The 21,939-nt window shown below is 70.3% G+C and carries 21 protein-coding genes; 13 read left to right on the top strand and 8 right to left on the bottom strand.

Features of this window, described 5'->3' with window-relative positions; genetic code table 11:
* Together M0R80_23850 and M0R80_23845 are read left to right on the top strand one after the other, a co-directional pair.
* Positions 1-897 (top strand): FAD-binding protein (locus M0R80_23850; GenBank protein ID MCK9462665.1); only part of this gene is annotated, 897 nt, incomplete at its 5' end.
* The gene (locus M0R80_23845) at positions 897-1,640 is read left to right on the top strand and encodes a succinate dehydrogenase/fumarate reductase iron-sulfur subunit (protein ID MCK9462664.1); all 744 of its coding nucleotides are present in this window, start codon (positions 897-899) and stop codon (positions 1,638-1,640) included. The genes M0R80_23850 and M0R80_23845, both read left to right, overlap by 1 nt.
* A gap of 18 nt (positions 1,641-1,658) precedes the next feature.
* On the opposite strand, the gene M0R80_23840 is transcribed toward M0R80_23845, so the two are convergent.
* The 4 genes from M0R80_23840 to M0R80_23825 form a co-directional block, all read right to left on the bottom strand.
* A complete protein-coding gene (locus tag M0R80_23840) occupies positions 1,659-3,323 on the bottom strand; it encodes a HEAT repeat domain-containing protein (GenBank protein ID MCK9462663.1) in 1,665 nt (554 codons plus the stop codon).
* A 131-nt stretch (positions 3,324-3,454) separates the two neighbouring features.
* A complete protein-coding gene (locus tag M0R80_23835) occupies positions 3,455-3,856 on the bottom strand; it encodes a PIN domain-containing protein (GenBank protein ID MCK9462662.1) in 402 nt (133 codons plus the stop codon).
* On the bottom strand, positions 3,853-4,104 hold the full coding sequence (locus M0R80_23830; protein ID MCK9462661.1) for a CopG family transcriptional regulator: 252 nt from the start codon (positions 4,102-4,104) through the stop codon (positions 3,853-3,855). The genes M0R80_23835 and M0R80_23830 overlap by 4 nt, the downstream gene beginning before the upstream one ends.
* Positions 4,105-4,162: 58 nt before the next feature.
* A complete protein-coding gene (locus M0R80_23825) occupies positions 4,163-4,468 on the bottom strand; it encodes a DUF3634 family protein (GenBank protein MCK9462660.1) in 306 nt (101 codons plus the stop codon).
* Positions 4,469-4,562: 94 nt separating this feature from the next.
* Here M0R80_23825 and M0R80_23820 point away from each other — a divergent pair, with 94 nt between their 5' ends.
* Positions 4,563-5,888, top strand: a complete 1,326-nt coding sequence (locus tag M0R80_23820; protein MCK9462659.1) for a hypothetical protein — start codon at positions 4,563-4,565, stop codon at positions 5,886-5,888.
* Between the two features lie 115 nt (positions 5,889-6,003).
* Positions 6,004-7,944, top strand: a complete 1,941-nt coding sequence (locus tag M0R80_23815) for a mucoidy inhibitor MuiA family protein (GenBank protein ID MCK9462658.1) — start codon at positions 6,004-6,006, stop codon at positions 7,942-7,944.
* Here M0R80_23815 and bioA read toward each other — a convergent pair.
* From bioA to M0R80_23795, 4 genes are all read right to left on the bottom strand, one after another.
* Complete coding sequence (bioA, locus tag M0R80_23810; protein ID MCK9462657.1) at positions 7,941-9,293, bottom strand: adenosylmethionine--8-amino-7-oxononanoate transaminase; 1,353 nt, start codon at positions 9,291-9,293, stop codon at positions 7,941-7,943. The genes M0R80_23815 and bioA overlap by 4 nt on opposite strands.
* Positions 9,290-10,525, bottom strand: coding sequence for an exodeoxyribonuclease VII large subunit (gene xseA, locus M0R80_23805; GenBank protein ID MCK9462656.1), 1,236 nt, complete (start codon positions 10,523-10,525; stop codon positions 9,290-9,292). The genes bioA and xseA overlap by 4 nt, the downstream gene beginning before the upstream one ends.
* A 69-nt stretch (positions 10,526-10,594) precedes the next feature.
* On the bottom strand, positions 10,595-10,732 hold the full coding sequence (locus M0R80_23800; protein MCK9462655.1) for a hypothetical protein: 138 nt from the start codon (positions 10,730-10,732) through the stop codon (positions 10,595-10,597).
* A 1-nt stretch (position 10,733) separates the two neighbouring features.
* On the bottom strand, positions 10,734-10,952 hold the full coding sequence (locus M0R80_23795) for an addiction module protein (GenBank protein MCK9462654.1): 219 nt from the start codon (positions 10,950-10,952) through the stop codon (positions 10,734-10,736).
* 161 nt (positions 10,953-11,113) lie between these two features.
* Here M0R80_23795 and ybgF point away from each other — a divergent pair, with 161 nt between their 5' ends.
* The 9 genes from ybgF to M0R80_23750 form a co-directional block, all read left to right on the top strand.
* Complete coding sequence (ybgF, locus tag M0R80_23790) at positions 11,114-12,040, top strand: tol-pal system protein YbgF (GenBank protein ID MCK9462653.1); 927 nt, start codon at positions 11,114-11,116, stop codon at positions 12,038-12,040.
* A 5-nt stretch (positions 12,041-12,045) separates the two neighbouring features.
* Complete coding sequence (locus M0R80_23785) at positions 12,046-13,221, top strand: LysM peptidoglycan-binding domain-containing protein (protein MCK9462652.1); 1,176 nt, start codon at positions 12,046-12,048, stop codon at positions 13,219-13,221.
* 56 nt (positions 13,222-13,277) lie between these two features.
* Positions 13,278-14,204, top strand: coding sequence for a DNA-processing protein DprA (gene dprA / locus M0R80_23780; protein ID MCK9462651.1), 927 nt, complete (start codon positions 13,278-13,280; stop codon positions 14,202-14,204).
* Between the two features lie 21 nt (positions 14,205-14,225).
* Positions 14,226-16,496, top strand: a complete 2,271-nt coding sequence (topA, locus tag M0R80_23775; protein ID MCK9462650.1) for a type I DNA topoisomerase — start codon at positions 14,226-14,228, stop codon at positions 16,494-16,496.
* A complete protein-coding gene (trmFO, locus tag M0R80_23770) occupies positions 16,496-17,827 on the top strand; it encodes a methylenetetrahydrofolate--tRNA-(uracil(54)-C(5))-methyltransferase (FADH(2)-oxidizing) TrmFO (protein MCK9462649.1) in 1,332 nt (443 codons plus the stop codon). The genes topA and trmFO overlap by 1 nt, the downstream gene beginning before the upstream one ends.
* 33 nt (positions 17,828-17,860) lie before the next feature.
* Positions 17,861-18,814 (top strand): tyrosine recombinase XerC, encoded by a 954-nt coding sequence (locus M0R80_23765; GenBank protein MCK9462648.1) that lies wholly within the window; start codon positions 17,861-17,863, stop codon positions 18,812-18,814.
* The gene (gene hslV, locus M0R80_23760) at positions 18,811-19,356 is read left to right on the top strand and encodes an ATP-dependent protease subunit HslV (protein MCK9462647.1); all 546 of its coding nucleotides are present in this window, start codon (positions 18,811-18,813) and stop codon (positions 19,354-19,356) included. The genes M0R80_23765 and hslV overlap by 4 nt, the downstream gene beginning before the upstream one ends.
* 20 nt (positions 19,357-19,376) lie before the next feature.
* Positions 19,377-20,762, top strand: coding sequence for an ATP-dependent protease ATPase subunit HslU (gene hslU / locus M0R80_23755; protein ID MCK9462646.1), 1,386 nt, complete (start codon positions 19,377-19,379; stop codon positions 20,760-20,762).
* Between the two features lie 26 nt (positions 20,763-20,788).
* Positions 20,789-21,939 (top strand): DnaJ domain-containing protein (locus tag M0R80_23750; protein MCK9462645.1); only part of this gene is annotated, 1,151 nt, incomplete at its 3' end.

Here is a 21,939-nt window from a genome sequence, read left to right as displayed (position 1 = left end):
GTGTGCGACGACGGCCGCGGGGTCGGCACCGGGGGGCTGGGCGTGTACCTCGACTTCGCCGAGTCGATAGGGAGGCTCGGGCGCGGCGTCATCGAGGAGCGGTACGGGAACCTGTTCCACATGTACCACAAGATCACGGCCGAGAACCCGTACGAGGTGCCGATGCGCATCTTCCCGGCCGTGCACTACGCGATGGGTGGCCTGTGGGTGGACTACAACCTGATGAGCACGATCCCGGGGCTGTTCGTGATCGGCGAGGCGAACTTCTCGGACCACGGCGCGAACCGGCTCGGTGCGAGCGCGCTCATGCAGGGGCTCGCGGACGGCTACTTCATCCTGCCGTACACGATCGGCGACTTCCTCGCCCAGGCCGGGCCGAACAAGCTCGCCGAGGATCACGCCGAGCTCAAGGGCGCGGCCGAGGCGGCGCGCGGCCGCATCGACAAGCTGCTCGGCATCCAGGGCAAGCAGTCTCCCGACTCGTTCCACAAGCGGCTCGGGAAGATCCTCTGGAACGACTGCGGCATGGGGCGCAACGAGGCGGGCCTCAAGCACGCGCTCGAGGAGATCCCGAAGCTCCGGGAGGAGTTCTGGGCCGATCTCCGCGTCACGGGCGACGCGAACGCGCTCAACCAGACGCTCGAGAAGGCGGGCCGCGTGGCCGACTTCCTCGAGTTCGGGGAGCTGCTCGTGCGCGACGCGCTCGAGCGGCGCGAGTCGTGCGGCGGCCACTTCCGCGAGGAGAGCCAGACGGAGGACGGTGAGGCGAAGCGCGACGACGCGGCGTTCATGCACGCCGCCGTGTGGGAGTGGAAGGGCGAGGGCGCGAAGCCCGAACGGCACGTCGAACCGCTGGTGTTCGAGCACTGCAAGCCGAGCCAAAGGAGCTATAAGTAATGGACTTCACGCTCAAGGTCTGGCGACAGAAGGGCCCCTCGGACAAGGGCCGCCTCGTGGACTTCGAGGCCAAGGACATCAGCTCGGACGCGTCGTTCCTCGAGATGCTCGACATCGTCAACGAGCGGCTGATCGAGAAGGGCGAGGAGGCGATCGCGTTCGATCACGACTGCCGCGAGGGGATCTGCGGCATGTGCGGCTGCGTCGTGAACGGCTACGCGCACGGCCACCAGAAGGGCACGACGCTGTGCCAGCTCCACATGCGGGAGTTCGACGACGGGTCGAGGATCTACGTCGAGCCGTTCCGCGCCAAGGCGTTCCCGCTGATCCGCGATCTCGTCGTGGATCGCAACGCGTTCGACGCGATCATCACGGCGGGCGGCTACATCTCCATCCGGACCGGCAGCGCGCCCGAGGCGAACTCGACCCCGGTGCCGAAGGCGGACTCGGATCGGGCGATGGACGCCGCGGCGTGCATCGGCTGCGGCGCGTGCGTGGCCGCGTGCCCGAACGCGTCGGCGATGCTGTTCACCTCCGGCAAGATCGCGCAGCTCGGCGCCCTGCCCCAGGGCCAGGCCGAGCGGCTCGACCGCGCGAAGGACATGATCGCCGCGATGGAGAAGGCGGGCTTCGGCGCGTGCTCGAACCACGCCGAGTGCGAGGGCGCCTGCCCCAAGGAGCTCAAGCTCGACTTCATCGCCACCATGAACCGCGACTTCCTCAAGGCGTCGATCAAGAAGTAGGGATACGGCCTCCGCCGGTCACTCGTCCTCGGGCGGCTCGTCGGAGCGCGCCGGCGCCTTCTCGAGCGCCTCAACAGCCAGCCGCGCCGCCTCCCGCACGCGCGCAGAGGCGTCGTCATCGGCGATCCGGCGCAGCGACTCGAGCTCCTGCGCTCCGCCGACCGTCGAGAGCGCCCAGCAGGCAAGGCGGCGCACCTCGGAGCTCTCGTCGCCGAACGCCGTCCCCAAGACGTTGCCCGCGAGCTCGGTGTTCCGCGTCGCGACGACGTTGAAGATCGCCTGCGCCCGTTCCGCCGCGTCCGCGCCCCGAAGCCCCGCCTCGAGTAGCCCCGCGAGCTCCTCCGCGCCTTTGGCGCCGAGCTTGGCGGACATGGCCTTCGCTGCCTCCGCGGTCAGCTCCGAGATCGTCCGTTCGTTGTCCTGCACGCAGAGTCGCACGCGGTCGATCGCCTCGCCGCATCCGCCGGAGAGCAGGTGGCAGGTGCACATGCACGCGTCGGCCATGCGGCACATCGTTGCGTCCCCGGACGCCGTGCAGGCAGCGCGTCCGGAGGCGCAGAGCGCCTCGCAGCGGCCGCAGCCGGCCCCGGGGTCGCCCCCAAGCGCGAGCCCCGGCGCCGCGAGCGCGCCGGCGGGGTTGGCCACGGCGCCTTGCTGGCCAGGGACGATCGTCTCGGGCAGCGGCTGCCCGGCTCTCCCCGCGTCGATCTGCCGCTGCGCGTTGGCGACGCCGGCCGCGAGGGTCGTGGCGCTCGTCATGACGGTCTGCGCCAGCTGTGCCTCGAACTGCGCCTGCATGGCGGCCCTCTGCGCCTCGTTCACTTGCCACCACTGCAGGTTCTCCTCGAGATCGGGGATCTCGGAACAGGCCGGCTGATATCCCTGGTCGCAGGCGAACCTGTAGTAGAAAAGCCCGTGCGCGATCCCGACGCTCTGGTCCAGGCCGCGCTCCTTCGGAAGGACGCGGTAGAGCTCCATCGCGGAGTCACCGGCCTTCGTGCACAGGTTGAGCACGGACGAGGCCTTCGCCTTCTCCTCCATCCGGCAGCCGATGCTGCCGATCAGGTAGCCACGCTCCGCGTCGCCGGCGTCGTACAGGATGTCGTAGATCCGCTGGCACACTTTAGCCTCGCCAGCCTCGCACTGGGCGAGCGAACCGCGGATCTCGGCCTCCTCCTCCGGCGTGGTCGGGCGGATCGGACCGTGGTCGAAAAGATCCGGCGAGACGAATACCACCATGGCCGCCGGCAGCGCCTCGCGGATCCGCCGGACCTCATCCTCCGAAAGCGGGTTCCCGCTCAGGTAGAGGAGCTTCAGGTTTGAGAGCCGCCCGATCGAGGCGGGGAGGCTTGAGAGGTAGTTGGCCCGAAGATCGAGGATCTCGAGCGAGGCCAGGTCGCCGATGCTCTCCGGCAGCGCGGTGAGCCGGTTCCCCGCCAGCTGGAGCACGCGGAGATCCCAAAGGGTCCCTATCTCCGGCGGCACGCCTCGGATCTCGCCCTGCTTGTCCCCCGCGCCCCGCAGGAACCCCGCGGAGAGATCGAGTTGCGCCACGCCGCCCGGGCTCGCGAGCGCCGTGCGCAACGCCGGGGGCGGGCCGCAGGCGGACCATGTGATGGCCACGATGGGGGTCAACAGCATCCAGCGCCCGATAGGATTCATCGCCCTGTTCACTCGCCACATGGTCTTCCTCCCTGCCGGCGGTGCGTGAAACGGTTCGCGGTGATCAACCAGAAGCTATCATCGCGGGCTCCGAGCGACAACCGTCCCAGGAGCGCCCGGGCAGCGCGCCCTCCAATCGCGTGCGCCGGCGATCACCTCACGAGCTCGAACCCGGCGGTCGCGAAGTGGCGATCGAACGCGAAGGCGCGGTGGGCGCCGCGGGCACGCAGGGCCGCGAACGACACGGCGTCGACGAGGGAGAGCGAACGTGCCGGGCTCCCGAGGCAGCCGTCCAGCCCCGCTTCGTGCAACTCGGTACCGACCCACACGACGTCCAAAAGCGGCGCGAAGTCGTTCCTGAAGCGCTGGGCCGCGTCGCGGCCGTGCCTCCGGCCGAGGAGCGCATAGGTCTCGACGAGCACGTAGGAGGTCGTGAACAGCCGCGCCTGTTCCCTCGATAGAGAATCGAACGCGCTCTTCGCCGCCTGGTGGTTCGTGTCGTCCGCGACCAGGAGCGCAAGGAGCGCGGAGGTGTCGACGAACACGCCGCTCACTCGAACGCCTCGTCCAGGTAGTCGTCGTGATTCGCCGCGACGTCGGCAGCTCGATCTGCGGAGGTGAACGCTCCTATCATCTGCGAGGCCACCTTGTACCGCGCTTCCAGCTCCGCCTCGCCTTCCGCGGCGAGCGCCGCGTCCACGCACCGCCGGATCACCTCGGCCATGGAGATGCCGTCGCGCTTGGCGATCTTCTTGATCGCCCGCTCGTGCCGCGCCTCGAGCTGAATTTGCGTCCGTATCATGGCTGTTCCTCTGCCCTTCGGAAACTGTAATCACATCATGATGTCATGTCAAACCGCGTCATCGCCTGAGCATCAGGAAGTTGCGGATCCGCTGCCGCTCGGAGTCGGGCACGGCGCCATTGAATTCGATGCGCACGGCACTCCCGTCGCGGATGCCGCGGATCTTGGCTCCGTCCGGCAGAGAGAGACTCGCGACGAAATCGACGATCTCGCTGCGGGAACGCCCCGGGAGGGAACCGCGCATCGCGACCCGCATGTCGCGCACGACGATCCGGCACAGCTCCCCCGGCCTGACCAGCCTCACGACGAGCCACACGGCGAGCGCGATCGCGGCGGCGACGACGATGAGCCGGAACCATCCCACGACCGGATTGTAACCACAGGACGGGTCGGGGCTCGGCACTAAAAATCCGTCTACCGGCCCACCGAGCTCGCGGCGTATACTGCGGCGTCGAACCATGGCGAGCGGCAGCGACAAACGGCCCGTCGTGTACTGCTACACGGACGCGGCGTTCCCCTGGGATCTCGGTCCGGCGCTCACGGATCTCGAGCGGCGCGGCTTCCGCATCGTCGTCGGCGACAACGTGGACGAGCTGCTCTTCCTCCTGCAGATGGGAAGGCCGGCGGCGATCCTCTACACGGTCGGGACCCCCGAGGCGCGCGCGCAAGGCGGCTTCCACGTCGTGATGAGCCGCGCGGTCGAGATGCTCGTGCCCGTCTTCATTGTGGGCCCCGACGACCCGCGCGACGGGGTGATCCTGCGCTACCCGGAGGGCGGCGCCTCGGAGGAGAGCCACGCTCCGTTCCACGCCCTCGGCGATCTCATCGAGCGGTTCGATCAGCAGCCGCCGTCCACGCCGTCGAGGCCGCCGCTCGCGGTGGCCCACCAGACCTTCGGCAAGGGGCGCACGATGATGTCCTGGCGCCGCGACGGACCGATCGTCACTCCCCTGAGCGTCCCGCCGAAGGAGGCGCGCGAGGAGCGGCAGACCCTCCCCGCGAAGAAGAAGTCGCAGCACAACGACGATGGCGTGCGGGATATCGTCCCGAGCGCGGCGCCCGCGGAACCGATCCAGGAACCGGTGCGCGTCGTCCGCGCGGAGCCCGAGCCCGACAGAGGAGAACCGCGGCGCGAGCCGCGACCGCGAAGACGCGCGGCGTGGAAGATCCCCTTGGTACTCGCGGCGGGGGTCGCGATCGGCGTCGCCGGCCTAATCGCCTACCTCGCGACCGCGCCCGGGCGCACGCCGAGACCGACGGCTCGGGCCCCAGAGGCGGCGCATCAGGAGCCGGAGGCGGTCCGGCGGGCGCCCTCCGCCGCCGCCCCGCGCCCGATCCCCGCCGCACCCCAGGCGACGGCTCCCGCCACGACCCCCGCCGCCGAACCCGCCGCGCCCCGGAAGGCGCGCGACGATTCGAAGGCCGGGGAGGCGCTGCTTCGAGACGCCTCGGGAAACGTGCGCTTCCCGGGTCACTTTCGCGAGCAGTCGGCCATCTTCTGGTTCGCGGAGGAGAGGGAGGAGGCTCGGTTCCTCGATCTGGTCCGTTCGCTCGGGCCGAACGTGGTGATCCGCGTCACCGGCCACTCAACGGGGGAGGAGTTCGCCGCCGGCCTGCACAACCTCGCGCTCAGCCGCGCGTGGGCCGTGGAGAAGTACCTGATCCGGCAGGGGATCGAGGACGAGCGGATCGAGACCGAGCGGGGCGGCCTGGTCTCGAGCGCCGACGATTTCGACGAGCGCGGCTGGCCGCGGAACCGCTGGGTCGACGTGCGGTTCGAATGACGTCTTGTAAAACCTTTGTCTATTGCCGACCGTCCTGAATCCGTCGATTCACCTGGTCGTCCATGAGACCGGGTCATCGCCGCGCTCGACGGGAATCGGCACAGAGGAGGAAGACATGATGGAGAAAAGCGCCGCAAGAGGATCGCTCGTCCTTTGCGCGATGCTGCTCGCAACCGGTTGTGCGCAGACCAAGGCGTCCGCAGGACCCCCGAAGAACCAGGCGACGCCCGCGGCGGACGGCGACGGTCCGGCGTTCGCGGACGTCGAGGGCGCCTCCGACGCCCCGGCCGGCGCCGAGGCGAAGGCGCTCGAGTCCGAGGTGACCAAGGTGACCGTCTACTCGGATCGGGCGCAGGTGACCCGCAAGGCGGTCGCGGAGGCGACGACGGAGCCGCAGCTCTTCGCCTTCAAGAAGCTCCCCGGCTGGGTGGATGACGGATCGGTCCGCGTCTCGGTCAGCGCGGGCCGCATCGCGGACGTCCGGGTGGAGCGGAGCTTCCTCGCGCGGACCACCGACGCCGGCTACCGCAAGGCCGAGGAGGAGCTCAAGGCGCTCACGCGGCAGTTGGCGGAGGTCACCGACGAGATCGCCATCCTCGACGCGCAGAAGGCCCAGATCGACTCGATCAAGGCGTTCTCCCTCGAGAAGATCGACAAGGACACGGTCATCGGCAACATCAGCGTGCAGAGCTACGGCGACGTGATGACCTTCATCAGCGACGCCCTGCGCGAGACCGCCAAGGCGCGCCGCGACGCGCTGGCGAAGCAGGAGACGATCGCGCCGAAGGTCTCGGCGGCGCAGCGCAAGCTTGACGACATGAAGGCGCTCCTGCAGCTCGAGGAGACGACGGTCCTGGTGACGCTGCAGGCCAGCCGCGCCGCCAAGAGCGAGCTCGAGCTGACCTACATGATGCCCGGCGCGACCTGGGAGCCGATGCACGAGCTGCGCGCGAGCACCACCGACTCGAAGACGGTCGAGGTCACGTCGTTCGCGATCGTCACGCAGACCAGCGGCGAGGACTGGGGCGCGGCGGAGCTGTACTTCTCGACGCAGTCCACGACCGAGTCGGTGCGCATCCCCGAGCTCGAGGCGCTCACCCTCGGCGACACCGCCACGGCGTCGCGAATGATGTCGAGCCGGATGTCGTCGTTCACCCGCGCCCAGCAGGCGTTCGCCGGGCAGAGCGCCCTCTGGAACAAGGTGCACCAGAATGCGTTCGCGGCGGAGTCGAACTTCGAGCAGGTCTACCAGAGCAACATGCAGTACCTGCAGGTCGTGCAGAGCAAGACCGTGCAGATCTTCGAGACGCTCAGGAACCGCGGGACGACCGCCCAGTTCAAGGCGCTCGCCGTCAACAGCGTCCGCGGCGACGGCCACCCGACGCGGCTGCGGATCGGCGCGAGCACGCTCGAGGCGAAGCAGAAGATCCTGGCGGTGCCGGAGCAGACGCTGAACGCCGCGCGCACCCTGGACATGACCAACTCCTCGGGCCAGGCGCTGCTCCCGGGCAAGGTCGCCCTGTACCAGGACGGCGCCTTCATCGGCGTCACCGAGATCGATTTCGTCGCCCAGGACGAGAAGTTCTCGCTGTTCCTGAGCGTCGCGGACCAACTGAAGCTGTCGCGCACCCTGGATCGCAAGCAGAGCTCGCTCGTGCACAAGCAGGTGTCGAAGATGCAGGTGGCGTTCATCGTGACGGTGGAGAACCTCTCGGACCAGCCGACGTCGCTGACGCTCGCGGATCGCATCCCCGTATCGGAGAACAGGGAGATCCGGATCAGCAACGTCAAGATCGCGCCGTCCGCCGGTCCCGACTCCCAGGGCATCCTGCGCTGGGAGCTCGTGCTCAAGCCCAAGGAGAAGCGGGAGTTCAGGATCGGCTACCAGGTCGAGTACCCGTCGAACCTGATCCTCGACGCGCGCCGCCGCCGCTCGATGGAACAGGCGATGCCGAGCCCTTCCGCCGCCGACCCGTACTCCGCACCTCGGCCGGCCGCCCCGGCCAAGATGTACAACATGGAAGACCAGCTCATGGATCTCGAGGAGGCCCTCTAGGACCCGAACGCCGCAAGGAGGCTCTCCCCGACGATCCCGAACAGCTCCTCCACGACGGCGATCTCCGCGTTCAGCGGCAGCACGGTGTAGACGACGTTCCCGAGCGGGCGGAGCAGCGCGCCGCGCTTGCGGGCCTCCGCGTACAGCCGCCATCCGGGAAGGGCGAGGTAGTCGGTCTTCCGCGCGGGGGCGCCCCCGGGGGCGGCCAACGTGAACGCCGCGATGAGCCCGGTGCGGCGCGGATCGCGGACCCACGGGTGGTGCGAGACCGCCTCGAGCCCGCGCTGGAGCGCCGCGGCGATCGGCGGCTGCCTCTCGAGGAGCCGCTCCTCCTCGATGATCGCGAGCGTCTCGAGCGCCACCGCGCAGCCGAGCGGGTTGCCGGTGAACGAGTGGCCGTACCAGAGGGTCACCTCGGGCCCGCCGCGAAACGCCTCGAACACGCGCTCGTTCGCGATCGTCGCCGCGATCGGCAGCGCCCCGCCGGAGAACCCCTTGGCGACGCACACGATGTCCGCCTCGACGCCCGCCAGGTGCTCGGCGAGGAACGCGCCCGTCCGCCCGTAGCCGACGAACACCTCGTCGCAGATGAGGAGGATGTCGCGCTCCCGCGCCGCCTTCGCGAGCTTCGCGAGGTACGGGGCCGGGTACATGAGCATCCCCGCCGCGCCCTGGACCAGGGGCTCGACGATGATCGCCGCGATCTCGCCCGCGCTCTTTGCGAGCAGCCTCTCGACCTCGGCGAACGCCGCGTCGTGCCACGCCGCCGAGCCGGGATCGCCTCCGTCCGCCGCCGGGCTCGGCAGGAGGATGCGGTCGAACACGAGCCCCTCGAGCGCCTCGTGGAACACGCGGCCGCCGGACACCGACGCGGCGCCTATCGTCTCGCCGTGGAACGCCCCCTCGAGCGTGACGAACCGCCGCTTCTCGGGGCGGCCCAGGTTCCTCCAGAACTGGTACGCCATGCGGATCGCGGCCTCGACCGCGGTGGAGCCGTCGTCGGAGAAGAAGAGGCGGGAGAACGACGCGCCGCACTTGGGGACGAGCTTCTCCGCGAGGAGCGCCGCCGGCTCGTGGACCATCCCCGCGAGCGAGCAGTGCACGAGCCGCCGCGCCTGGCGCTCGAGCGCCGCGACGAGACGCGGGTGGTTGTGGCCGACGATGTTGACCCACCACGACGCGTTGCCGTCGATGAGGCGCGCGCCGTCCGCGTCGTACAAGTACATCCCCTCCGCGCGGTCGACGACGACGGGATCGATCTCCTCGATGTACGGCCGCATCGGCGTATAGGGGTGCCAGATGCGCGCCTTGTCGATGGCGACGATCCGTTCTCGCGTCGGCCGCGTCACGAGGCCCCGCCTCCCGCCCCGGTCACCTTCGCGGCGAGGCGCCCGCGGACGAGCGTCACGTCTATCTCCGTCCCCTCGGGGGCGTCCTCCGGACCGCGGACGAGGCCGGCGTCCGCGGCGCGGCGCACCACGGCAAAGCCGCGCGAGAGCACCGCGAGCGGGCTCAGCGCGTCGAGGCGCGCCGCCCTCTCTCCGAGCCGGGCCCGCGACGCCGCGAGCGCCCGCGGTGGCCACGCGCCGAGCGCCTGTTCGGCGCGCGCGAGCCGCACCCCGACGCGGCTCAGCTGCACGCGAGGATCCCGCGCCCGCAGCCGCGCGGCCGAATCGGCCAGCCGGGCGCGCGAGCCCGACATTCCGCGAGCGAGCCCGAGCCTTGCGGTGCGGACGAGCTCCGTGAGCCGCGCGGACAGCCGTTCGAGCTCCGGCACGACCATCTCGGCCGCCTCGGACGGCGTGGCGGCGCGTCGATCCGCGGCGAGATCCGCGAGCGTCACGTCGGTCTCGTGCCCCACGGCGCTCACCACGGGCACGCGGCACGCGGCGATCGCGCGGACCACGAGCTCGCTGTTGAACGCGTCGAGATCGTCGCTCGATCCGCCGCCCCGGCCGACGATGAGCACGTCGACCTCCGGGCGCGCGCCGAGGGCCGCGATGGCGCTCGCGATCTCGTGAGCCGCGCCGTCGCCCTGCACCTGCGCGTGCGCGAGGAGAATCCGCACGGGAAACCGCCGGGACGCGACCTTGCAGATGTCGCGGATCGCCGCTCCGCTGCGCGACGTGACGACGCCGACGCACCGCGGCGTGAACGGCAGCGGGCGCTTGCGCTCCTGCGCGAACAGCCCCTCGCCCTCGAGCCGGGCGCGCAGCTCCGCGAGGAGCCTCGCCTTGAGCCCGGCGCCGGCCTCCTCGACGGAATCGACGACGAGCTGGTACCGGCCGTTCGCCTCGTAGACCGTCACGCGGCCGCGGCAGAGGATCGCGCGCCCCTTGGCGACGCGGTTCCTGTAGCGCATCGCCTGGCCCCGCCACATCACCGCGTCGATCTGCGCCGTGCCGCCCGGATCCGCGAGCCTGAAGTACAGGTGGCCGGAGCGCGCCTCGGTGACGTCGACGATCTCGCCCTCGACCCGGATGTCGCGGTACGCGGTCTCGAGGAGCGCGCGCGCCTCGCGGTTGAGCGCCGAAACCGAGTAGGTCGGACGCTCCGGGACGTTTTCGCGAACTGGGCCCATGCTCGGGCATCTTAACTGCGCCGCGCCATTCGGTCGAGGCGTTGCGGGGATGAAAAGCGGCGCAACGGCTCAGTGGCGCTTGCGCACCGTCCTCGGATCCCGCCGCCCATGGAAGACCGCGAGCACGACGATGCGCTCCGCTTCGATCACGTAGAACAGGCCGTAGGGAAAGCGCCGCGTGAGCACGCGCCGGACGTTGCGATGGATGTCAGCACTTCGCTCGAAGCTCGGCCTGGACGGTCGTCCAAGGCACGGCGCTGTCCGGTTTCTGCTCCGCAGCGGCGAGGCGGGCGTCCAGCTCCGTCTTCTGCGCCTCGGTCACCTCGACCTCGTCCGGGTTCTCGGCGATGCGATCCCACTGTTCCTGAAGGCGGAGGATCTTCTCGGACGTGCTGAGTTGCTCGAAATCCACGGTCTGCGTTCCCATACGGCTCTCCCTCCCTCTGCTGACACGATACCATGGTTCGATGCGACCGCCGCGGCGGACGTCGCGTCGTTTTTTTGACCCCGTGTAGCATATACACCTACAATCGACCCAGAGAGGACCGCAGAGCGGGCCGCACCGCGAGAGGTGGAGACGTGACAACGATGAAGACCGAATGCCGAAATCTCGGGGTTTCTTTCGGAGGTCCCCTCGCCGCCGTGATCGCCGCGGCGCTCGCCCTCGGCGGGTGCGCCGAGAGCCGCGACGCGCTGAAGATGCAGATCGCGGGGCTCGAGCGCGACGTCATGCGCCTCCGGGCCGAGAAGGCGAACGCGATCGCGAAGGGCGCGGCGCTCGACGACGAGCGGCTGGTGCTCGAGAAGAAGGTCGCGGCGTGCGACGGGAGGCGGCAGGAGCGCGCCCTCAAGGTCGTCCGCCTGCGCCCCGAGGACGAGGACGCCGGCCTCCCGCCGCGCTCGGAGCCGTGGCCGAACGAGCCGCGCGCCCGGGACGACAAGCGGCCCGTGCTGACGCTCTTCGAAGGGCGCGGGGGCGATCCGTCCGCGCAAGCCGCCCTGCCGCCCCGTGCCGGCGCCGGCGCGCCGCCCGTCTACGGCGGAGACAACCTCGGCGTGGTCGCGGCAGGCGGGACGGCCGCCGCCGTCGCGGAAGGCACGATGGATCAGTTCCACGAGGCGTACCGGTCGTACACGAACATGCAATACGACGCAGCGCTCGCGGGGTTCTCGAAGTTCGTCGCGACGCAGCCGTCTCACGACTACGCGGACAACGCCTTGTACTGGCGCGGCGAGTGCCTGCTCGCCCAGGGCAAGATGCTCCAGGCGGTGGGCGAGTACGAGCGGTTGATGAGCCGCTACCCGCGCTCCGAGAAGGCGCCGGCCGCGCTCTTGCGGATAGGCTTCGTTTACGACAAGCTCAATGATCTCGAAAAAGCGAGCGACTACTATTTCAAGGTCGTCGACGGCTACCCCGGCTCGGACGAGGCCCGCAAGGCGAGCCAACGCGTGGCCGCGATCCGGGAGGCGAGGGGGCAAGCGTTCGGCGTGACGCCGACCTCGGCCAAGAGGTGATGAAGATGGAAACCATGAAGAGGGCAGGCTTCGCCGCGGCGCTCGCGTTCCTTCTGCCTTTCGGCAGCACGGCCGCCGCGCAAGGGAGCTCGGGGGAGGGCGGCGGGGACGACCTCGAGAAGGATCTCAAGCCCGGCCTGCACGTCCACGCGAGCGACTCCTCGAGCTCGCTCCTCTCGCAGGCGGCGAAGGACGGCTCCTCGATCGTGATCTCCGAGGGCGACGGCGCCGGGCAAGGCTACGTCGAGCCGGTCCAGGTCGACACCTACGCCGTCAGGGAAGGCGACACGCTCTGGGACATCTGCTCGACGCACTTCAGCGATCCGTACGTCTGGCCGCGGATCTGGTCGTACAACCCGAAGGTGACCAACCCGCACTGGATCTACCCGGGCGACGTTCTGTGGCTCACGCCCCCGAGCGCGGTGGCGCAGTCCCCCGCGAGCGTCACCCCGTCCGCGACGCCCGCCCCCATCGCCCCGCGGCGCGGCGACGGGATCCTGACCCGAACCCGCGGGTTCGTCGACAAGGAGGAGCTCAAGAAGGCGGGCACGCTCGTCGGCGCGCAGAAGGAGATCTCGCTCCTCGGCCAGTATGACGAGGTGTACGTCGAGTTCGAGGAGGACCGCGAGATCGCCCCGGGCGAGGAGTACGAGTTCTTCCAGACGCTGCGGGAGGTCGACTCGGTGGAGGATCGCGGCTCCGAGATGGGCGTTCTCGTCGAGATCCTCGGCTCGGCGCGCGTGACGAGCTACGACAAGGACAAGAAGATCGCGCGGGTCATCATCGAGGAATCGTTCCAGCCGATCGAGCGCGGGACCAAGGTCGGCCCGGTGAGCCGCAAGTTCCAGCTGGTCGCGCCCGCCCCGAACGACCGCGAGCTCAAGGGCCACATCATCGCCTTCCTCGACCCGGTCGTCATGGCGGCGGCGTTCCAGATCGCCTTCGTGGACCGCGGCGAGGAGCAGGGCGTCCGCGTGGGCAACCGCTTCTTCGTCATCGAGAAGCGCGACAGCTATCGCAAGAGCCTCGACGAGAAGGACGACCGCGACGGCTACCCGTTCGAGGTGCTCGCGGAGCTGCGCGTCGTGGAAGCCCGGCCGAACACCTCGACCTGCATCGTGACCGCCGCGGCGCGCGAGCTCGAGGTCGGCGCCGAGGTCGAGATGGTGAGGGGCTACTAGGCCCGGACGTCGATTTCCGTCAACTTTCCCCGAAAACGGCCGATACAGGGAGCGCCATGACGCGCGGCGAACCGAAAGGCGGCCGACACGAGGAGATTCGACGGGGCGATCCGGCGTATCCGCGACGCCTCGACGCGCTGACCGACGCGCCCGAGCGCCTGTTCGTCCTCGGCGAGCTCCCGTGCCCGTGGGGCGCGGCCGTCGGGATCGTGGGATCGCGCGAGGCCGATCCCCCGGCCCGGCGACACGCGGCCGAGATCGCCGCGGCGCTCTCGGCGGCCGGCGCAATCGTGGTCTCCGGCGGGGCGCGCGGGATCGACACCGCGGCCCACGAGGGCGCAATCGAGGGCGGCGGCCGGACGGTCGCGGTGCTCGGCTCGGGGCTGGGACGCCTCTACCCGCCTGCAAACCGCCCCTTGTTCGAGCGGATCGCCGGGGGCTTCGGCGCGGTCGCGACCGAGCTCCCGGCGTCGACCCCGCCGTCGCGCTGGAGCTTCCCCCGCCGCAACCGGCTCATCGCCGCGCTCAGCGACCTCGTGGTCGTCGTGCAGGCCCCGAGCAGCTCGGGCGCGCTCATCACCGCGAGGATCGCGGGAAGCCTCGGCGTGCCGGTCGCGGCGATCCCCGGCACGGCTGGCGATCCCCGCAACCGCGGCAACAACGGGCTCCTCCGGGCCGGGGCGCGGCTCGTCGAGTCCGCCGCGGACGTGCTCGACCTCATGAATCGTGCGCCTCTTTTCTTTCAACTCGACTTGCCGGAACCGCCGCCGCGATGTAAGGAGACTCCCGCGACCGCACCGGCGGATCTGGGTGACGACGAAATCCTCGTCCTGGATCGGCTGGGCCGGGAGCCGGTTCACATCGACGAGATCGTCGCGGCGACCGGGCTCGGCGCGGCACGCACGCAGGCGGCGCTGCTCACGCTGGAGCTCGCCGGGTTCGCAGAGGACCGCGGCGGCAAGTTGTTCACTCGACCCGGTTAGGTGGAAGGACCGACGGCAGGCATGTCAAAATCGCTCGTCATCGTGGAATCGCCGGCAAAGGCGCGCACCATCCGCAAGTACCTCGGCCCTTCGTACGTGGTGAAGGCCTCCCTCGGCCACGTCAAGGATCTCCCGAAGTCGAAGATGGGGGTCGCGATCGACCGCTCCTTCGAGCCCGAGTACCAGGTGATCCCGGGCAAGCGGAAGGTGCTCAAGGACCTCGTCAAGTCGGCCGAGACGGCGGACAAGATCTTCCTGGCGCTCGACCCGGATCGAGAGGGCGAGGCGATCGCGTGGCACATCGCCGAGGAGCTCGGCGTCGACGCGAGCCGGCTCTCGCGCGTGATGTTCAACGAGATCACACGGAAGGGGATCGCCGAGGGGCTCGACCACCCCCTGAGCCTGAACACCCGCAGGTTCGAGTCGCAGCAGGCGCGGCGCATCCTCGACAGGCTCGTCGGGTACGAGATCTCGCCGATCCTGTGGAAGAAAGTGCGGCGCGGCCTCTCCGCCGGGCGCGTGCAGTCGGTCGCCGTTCGGCTCGTCGTGGACCGCGAGCACGAGATCTCGGCGTTCGTGCCCAAGGAGTACTGGAAGATCGGTGCCGAGGTCACGGGCTTTGCGCCTCCCCCCTTCATGGCGCGCTACTGGGGCACGGACGGGAAGAGGAACGAGATCAACGACGAGGCGACGGCGCTGGCCGTCAAGGGCGAGATCGAGCGCTCCTCCTTCACCGTCTCGAGCGTCGAGCGCAAGGAGCGCAAGCGCCAGGCGCCGCCGCCGCTCATCACGAGTCGGCTCCAGCAGGAGATGGCGCGCAGGTACCGCTTCACGGCGAAGCGCACCATGATGGTGGCGCAGCAGCTCTACGAGGGGGTCGACGTCGGCTCCGAGGGCACGGTCGGCCTGATCACGTACATGCGCACGGACTCGGTCCGCCTGTCGACCGACGCCGTGGACGAGGCCCGCGACTACATCAAGGAGGCCTTCGGCGACGATGCCGTGCCGGGGAAGCCGAACGTCTTCAAGAGCCGCAAGGGCGCGCAGGACGCGCACGAGGCGATCCGCCCTACGTCCGTGCGGTACCTCCCGGACGCGGTCGGCAAGTACCTCTCGGCCGATCAGCGGAAGCTCTACCGCGTCGTGTGGGAGCGCTTCGTGGCGTGCCAGATGAAGCCCGCCGTGTACGACCAGACCGCCGTCACCGTCGAGGCGGGCCGGCACACGCTGCGCGTGTCGGGCTCGATCCTCAAGTTCCGCGGCTGGCTCGAGGCCACCGACGACCAGGGCGCGGCCAACGGCAAGAACGGCGACGCCGAGACCGATGAGGAGGTCGCCGAGCTGCCGGCGCTCGCCGTGGGCGATCAGCTGTCGCTCACGTCCGTCGGCGTCGTCCCGGAGCAGAAGTTCACGCAGGCGCCCCCCCGCTTCACCGAGGGCACGCTGATCCGCGAGCTCGAGGAGCGCGGCATCGGCCGGCCGTCGACGTACGCGACGATCCTCTCGACGATCCAGGAGCGCCGCTACGTCATGAAGGAGGACGGGAGGCTGAACCCGTCGGAGCTCGGCGAGCTCGTGACCGACCGCCTCGTGCGCCACTTCCCGCGCATCCTCGACGCCGACTTCACGGCCTCCATGGAGGAGTCGCTCGACAAGATCGAGGACGGGACCGAGGACTGGGTCGTGCTGCTCCAGGAGTTCTACAAGCCGTTCCACATCGAAGTGCAGACCGCGCTCAAGGAGATGGAGGACGTCCGCGACATGCGCGTCGAGTCCGCGGAGCTGTGCGAGCTGTGCGGCAAGCCGATGGTCGTCAAGTGGGGCCGCAACGGCCGCTTCCTCGCGTGCACGGGCTTCCCGGCGTGCCGCAACACGCGCGAGATGGAGTCCGGCGCGCCGTCCGCCCCGCCCGAGGCCATCGATCTCGCCTGCACCGAGTGCGGCAAGCCGATGGTGCGCAAGCGCGGCCGCTTCGGCGACTTCCTCGCGTGCTCCGGATATCCGGCGTGCAAGGCCACGCGCTCGGTCCCGACCGGGATCGCCTGCCCGAAGCCCGGCTGCAAGGGCGAGCTCGTCGAGCGCCGGACCAAGACCGGCCGCGTCTTCTTCGGCTGTAGCGAGTACAAGGCGAACGGCTGCGACTTCGTCATCTGGGGCACCCCGGTCAAGGAGACCTGCCCGGACTGCGGCGCGGGGTTCCTCGTCGCCGCCGGCCGGCGCCGTGGCGGGCGCGAGCTCAAGTGCACGGCTGCCGGCTGTTCGTTCAAGCGCGCCGAAAACACCGAGGGTTGATGCCGTCCCGAGCCGCACCGGTCGCGGTGATCGGCGGCGGGCTCGCGGGCTCGGAGGCGGCGTGGCAGCTCGCCGCGCGCGGCGTCGACGTCCACCTCGTCGAGATGAAGCCGGGCGAAAGGAGCCCGGCGCACGTCGGCGACGGCCTCGCCGAGCTCGTGTGCTCGAATTCCCTGCGCGGCGCCTCGCTCGACAACGCGGTCGGCCTGATCAAGGAGGAGCTCCGGCGCGCCGGTTCCCTGCTCCTGCGGATCGCCGGCGAGACCGCCGTGCCCGCCGGGCGCGCGCTCGCCGTGGATCGCCGCGCGTTCTCGAGCCGCGTCGAAGCGGCGCTCGCGGCGCACCCGAGGATCGCGATCGAAAGGCGGCGCGCCGACGCCCTCCCCGAGGCGGGGCTCGCGATCGTCGCGACCGGACCCCTCACGGCGGGCCCGCTCGCAGAGGCGATCGACTGCCGCGGCGCGCGGCTCGCCTACCACGACGCGATCGCGCCGCTCGTCTCGGCCGACGGCATCGATTTCGACGTCGTCTTCCGCGCGGATCGCTACGAGGGGACGGGCGACGCGGCGTCCTACCTCAACTGCCCGCTCGAGAGGGCGGAGTACGACGCGCTCGTCGCGGCGCTCGTCGCGGCGGAGAAGACCCCCCTGCACGCGTTCGAGTCCGCGCCGTTCTTCGAGGGGTGCCTGCCGATCGAGGAGATGGCGCGGCGCGGGCCGCAAACGCTCGCGCACGGCCCGCTCAAGCCGGTCGGCCTCGTCGATCCGCGCACCGGGCGGCGCCCGTTCGCGGTCGTGCAGCTCCGCCCCGAGGACGCGGCGCGCACCGCGTACAACCTCGTCGGGTTCCAGACGCGCCTCAGACAGGCCGAGCAGGCGCGCGTCGTCCGCATGATCCCAGGCCTCGGCCGCGCCGCGATCGAGAGGTACGGCCAGGTGCACCGCAACACTTTCGTCGACGCGCCCGCGTGCCTCGACGACCGCATGCGGCTCCTCGACCGCCCCGAGGTCGCGCTCGCCGGGCAGCTCACCGGCGTCGAGGGGTACGTCGAGTCGATCGCGTCCGGCCTCGTCGTCGGGATCTCGACCGCCGCGCTCGCGCTCGATCGCCCGTTCTCGTTGCCGCCGCCCGGCACCGCGCTCGGCGGGCTCATGCGCCACACGCGGCGCGGCGCGGGCCGCTACCAGCCGTCGAACGTCGTCTGGGCGATGATCGACTGCCCGGAGCGGCCGCGCGGGATCGGCAAGCGGGACCACCGGCAGGCGTGCGCCGAGAGAGCCCTCGCCGACCTCGCCCCCTGGATCGCGGAGCACGCGCCCGCCGTTTCCTAGTCCCCTCCCCTCCCCTTCGAGTAGAATCCGCGCGTGACCGAACCCATTCGCCAGGCGATCGCGCTCTACCTCGAGCACCTCGCGCACGAGCGGCGGTACGCCGTGAAGACGGTCGAGACCTACGCGCGGTCGCTGGCCGAGTTTGCGGCGTTCCTCGACGGGCGCTGCGGCGCCGACGACGTCGGGCGGGTTGACGCGACGGCCGTACGTGCATACCTTGCCGGGCTGTACGGCGCGAACGGGCCGGCGAGCCAGAGTCGGAAGCTCGCGGCGCTGCGCGGCCTCTTCTCTTTCCTGAAGAGGAAGGGGCTCGCGGCCGCGAACCCGGCGCAGGCCGTGCGGTCGCCGCACCTGAATCGGAAGCTCCCGCGGTTCGTGACCGTCGACGAGGCGGCCCGGCTCGTGGAAGACGAAGGGGATCACGAGCCCGCACAGCTCCGGGACACCGCCGTGGCGGAGATCCTCTACGGCAGCGGGCTGCGCGTGAGCGAGGTCGTGGCGCTCGACATCGTCGACGTCGATCGGGGGGATCGCCTCGTTCGCGTGGCGGGAAAGGGCGGGAAGGAGAGGATCGTGCCGCTCGGGAGCAAGGCCGTACAGGCGCTGGAGGCGTACCTGCCCCGGCGCACCGAGGTCGTCACCGCGCAGGGCCGCGCGCCCCACGCGACGGCGCTGTTCCTGAACCGGTGCGGCGCGAGGATGTCGGCCAGGTCGGTGCAACGGATGACGCGCCGCCGCGGCCTCGAGACCGGCGCGCGGGAGAGCGTCAACCCGCACGCCCTGCGCCACTCGTGCGCGACGCACCTGCTCGACGCCGGCGCGGATCTGCGGGTGATCCAGGAGCTGCTCGGCCACTCGAGCCTGTCGACGACCCAGCGCTACACGCACGTCTGCATCGATGGCCTGATGGCGGTGTACGACAAGGCGCACCCCCTGGCGCACGTGGCGCCGCCTTCGGAGAGAGAGAGCGAGGAAGAGGACAAATGAGCCAAGGAGATCGCATCCGCTCGACGACCATCGTCGCCGTGCGCCGGGACGGCGTCGTGACGGTCGCCGGAGACGGCCAGGTCACGATGGGCCAGACCGTGATGAAGATGACGGCGCGCAAGGTGCGGCGCCTCGCGGGCGGCAAGGTGATCGCCGGCTTCGCGGGCGCGTCGGCCGACGCCTTCACGCTCTTCGGCCGGCTCGAGGGCAAGCTCGAGGAGCACAACGGCAACCTGACGCGCGCCGCGGTGGAGCTCGCGAAGGAGTGGCGCACCGATCGGGCGCTCCGGCGGCTCGAGGCGATGCTCATCGCGGTCGACAAGACCGCGTCGCTGGTCATCTCGGGCACCGGCGACGTGATCGAGCCGGACGCCGGCGTCGTGGCGATCGGCTCCGGCGGCCCGTACGCGCAGGCCGCGGCGGCGGCGCTCGTCAAGCACACCCAGCTCTCGGCGAGCGAGATCGCGCGCGAGGCCATCGAGATCGCGAAGTCGATCTGCGTCTACACGGGCGGCGAGATCATGCTCGAGGAGCTCCATTGAGCGCGCGCACGGGAGGGAGGATGTCCGAATCCGCGAAGCTCCCCGTCGCGTCGACGTTCACGCCGCGCGAGGTCGTCTCCGAGCTCGACAGGTACATCGTCGGCCAGAACAAGGCGAAGCGCGCGGTGGCGATCGCCCTGCGCAACCGCTGGCGCCGGCAGAACGTCGCCGAGGATCTGCGCGACGAGATCTCGCCGAAGAACATCATCATGGTGGGCCCCACCGGCGTCGGGAAGACCGAGATCGCCCGGCGGCTGGCCCGGCTCGCGCAGGCGCCCTTCGTGAAGGTGGAGGCGTCGAAGTTCACGGAGGTCGGCTATGTGGGCCGGGACGTGGACTCCATCGTGCGCGATCTCGTCGAGGCGTCGGTCTCGCTCGTGCGCCGCGAGGAGGAGGAGCGCATCCGCACCAAGGCGCGCGATCTCGCGGAGGACCGCGTCATCGAGGTGCTCCTGCCCGAGGAGCGGCCGGCCGTCCCGTCGCCGGAGCCTTACGAGATGCCGGATCGCGCGGCGCAGCGCGCGAGCACGGAGGAGCTGCGCAGCCGGCTGCGCGCCGGCGAGTTCGACGACCGGTACGTCGAGCTCGAGGTCCCGGACACGAGCATGCCGATGGTCGAGGTGTTCAGCGCCGCGGGGCTCGAGGACATCAACCTCAAGGACATGTTCCAGAACCTCCCGGGGTTCAAGAACCGCAAGAAGCGCCGCAAGGTCAAGGTGGCGGAGGCGCTCGAGATCTACACGCAGAGCGAGGCCGAGAAGCTCATCGACATGGATTCGGTGCAGCAGGAGGGGCGGCGGCGCGCGGAGCAGACCGGCATCGTCTTCATCGACGAGATCGACAAGATCGTCGGCCGCGGCCGCCTCGGCGAGGGCCACGGGCCCGACGTCTCCAGGGAGGGCGTGCAGCGCGACCTGCTCCCGCTGGTCGAGGGCTCGACCGTCAACACCAAGTACGGCCCGGTCAAGACCGATCACATGCTGTTCATCGCCGCGGGCGCGTTCCACGTCGCGAAGCCCGCCGACATGATCCCGGAGCTCCAGGGCCGCTTCCCGATCCGCGTCGAGCTCGACACGCTCGGCGCCGACGACTTCGTCCGCATCCTCACCGAGCCGAGGAACGCGCTCACGAAGCAGTACGTCGCGCTGCTGGCGACCGAGGGGGTCGAGCTCCTTTTCACCGACGACGCGGTGCGCGCGATCGCGGAGATCGCCGCCAAGGTGAACCTCAGCATGGAGAATATCGGCGCGCGCCGGCTCCACACGATCCTCGAGAAGCTGCTCGAGGAGATATCCTATCGGGCGCCCGAGATGGGCGGGACGAAGGTGGAGATGGACGGGGATCGCGTCCGCAGCTCGCTCGCCGACGTCCTCGACAGCGAGGATCTCTCCCGCTTCATTCTGTGATAGATATTCCCGGACGGAGCACGACCATGGCTGTACCGACGCCCAACCAGGTCCCCGCGCCGCGAGGCGGTTCGGATCCGGCCCAGCTGGATCCGATGGCGCAGCTCGTCCTGTCGCAGGTGGACGGGCGGGCGACCATCGCCGCGATCGCGGACGCCGCGGGCATCCCTGCCGAGCTCGCGTGCCGCATCGTCGCCTCGCTGGAGGGCTCCGGCCGCGTCGCGTTCCCGGGCGTGGCGGGCCATGCGGATCCCAAGGTCGAGGCGGGTGGCGCCTCGACCGACGAGACGGACTCGCTCGAGGCGGACGTCGATCGCCTCGCGACCGAGATGAACGGACTCAACTACTACGAGCTGCTCTCCGTGGAGCCGAACGCCGATCGCAAGGAGATGCGCGCCGCGTACTTCGTGCTGTCCAAGCGGTACCACCCCGATCGCGCCTTCGGCCCGCGGGCCCCCGAGCTCCGCAAGAAGATGGAGGTGATCTTCGTGCGGCTCACCCGCGCGTACGAGACCCTGGCGGATCCGGAGCAGCGCGCCGCCTACGACGCGTACATCGCGGAGCAGATCGAGCTGTGGAAGATCGAACGGCAGCTGCGCGAGGCCGCCGAGCTCTCGAAGAAGATCGCGGCGCAGTCGAACGCGCACCCGACCCCGCCGGCCCCGGGGCCCTCCCGCGTGAGCTCGCAGCCCGCGGCGGCCCGCCGCGGATCCGTGGTGACGACGATCGCCCCAGAGCGCAAGCCGCCGGAAAAACGGGCGACCGTGAGCTCGCAGCCTCCCGCCGACGCCGGGGATCGCCGTTCGCAATGGAAGAAGGAGCGCCTGAGCCGCGCCCTCGGCATGGTCCTCTCGCACGCGCCCGACGCCCAGGCCAAACCGACCCCCAGGGATCTGACGGAGAAGATCGAGCGGGCGGCGCTGGCGATCGACGTCGGAAAGCACGCCGAGGCGGTCCGCATCCTCCAGGAGGTGCTCGCCGAGCAGGGAAACAACGCGCGCGCGAGAGAGCTGCTCCAACGGGCCGAGTCCGGGGCGATGAAGGAGCTCGTGCTCGGGTACCTGCGCCAGGCCCGGTACGAACGCCAGCACGGCGATCCGGAGGTCGCCCGCACGCACTTCGAGAAGGCGATCTCCGTCGATCCGACGAACGTGGATGCGCGCCACCAACTCGCGGA

It is taken from the genome of Pseudomonadota bacterium, from assembly GCA_023229365.1.
GTDB lineage: Bacteria > Myxococcota_A > Polyangia > JAAYKL01 > JAAYKL01 > JALNZK01.
The sequence above is the reverse complement of the archived record's forward strand: the minus strand, read 5'-3'. Positions and strand labels throughout refer to the sequence as shown.

Coding starts and splice junctions, on each gene's coding strand:
- M0R80_23845 (MCK9462664.1), top strand. CDS start 897: ATGGACTTCACGCTCAAGGTCTGGCGACAGAAGGGCCCCTCGGACAAG.
- M0R80_23840 (MCK9462663.1), bottom strand. CDS start 3,323: ATGTGGCGAGTGAACAGGGCGATGAATCCTATCGGGCGCTGGATGCTG.
- M0R80_23830 (MCK9462661.1), bottom strand. CDS start 4,104: ATGATACGGACGCAAATTCAGCTCGAGGCGCGGCACGAGCGGGCGATC.
- M0R80_23820 (MCK9462659.1), top strand. CDS start 4,563: ATGGCGAGCGGCAGCGACAAACGGCCCGTCGTGTACTGCTACACGGAC.
- M0R80_23815 (MCK9462658.1), top strand. CDS start 6,004: ATGATGGAGAAAAGCGCCGCAAGAGGATCGCTCGTCCTTTGCGCGATG.
- xseA (MCK9462656.1), bottom strand. CDS start 10,525: ATGGGCCCAGTTCGCGAAAACGTCCCGGAGCGTCCGACCTACTCGGTT.
- M0R80_23795 (MCK9462654.1), bottom strand. CDS start 10,952: ATGGGAACGCAGACCGTGGATTTCGAGCAACTCAGCACGTCCGAGAAG.
- ybgF (MCK9462653.1), top strand. CDS start 11,114: ATGAAGACCGAATGCCGAAATCTCGGGGTTTCTTTCGGAGGTCCCCTC.
- M0R80_23785 (MCK9462652.1), top strand. CDS start 12,046: ATGGAAACCATGAAGAGGGCAGGCTTCGCCGCGGCGCTCGCGTTCCTT.
- dprA (MCK9462651.1), top strand. CDS start 13,278: ATGACGCGCGGCGAACCGAAAGGCGGCCGACACGAGGAGATTCGACGG.
- topA (MCK9462650.1), top strand. CDS start 14,226: ATGTCAAAATCGCTCGTCATCGTGGAATCGCCGGCAAAGGCGCGCACC.
- trmFO (MCK9462649.1), top strand. CDS start 16,496: ATGCCGTCCCGAGCCGCACCGGTCGCGGTGATCGGCGGCGGGCTCGCG.
- hslV (MCK9462647.1), top strand. CDS start 18,811: ATGAGCCAAGGAGATCGCATCCGCTCGACGACCATCGTCGCCGTGCGC.
- hslU (MCK9462646.1), top strand. CDS start 19,377: ATGTCCGAATCCGCGAAGCTCCCCGTCGCGTCGACGTTCACGCCGCGC.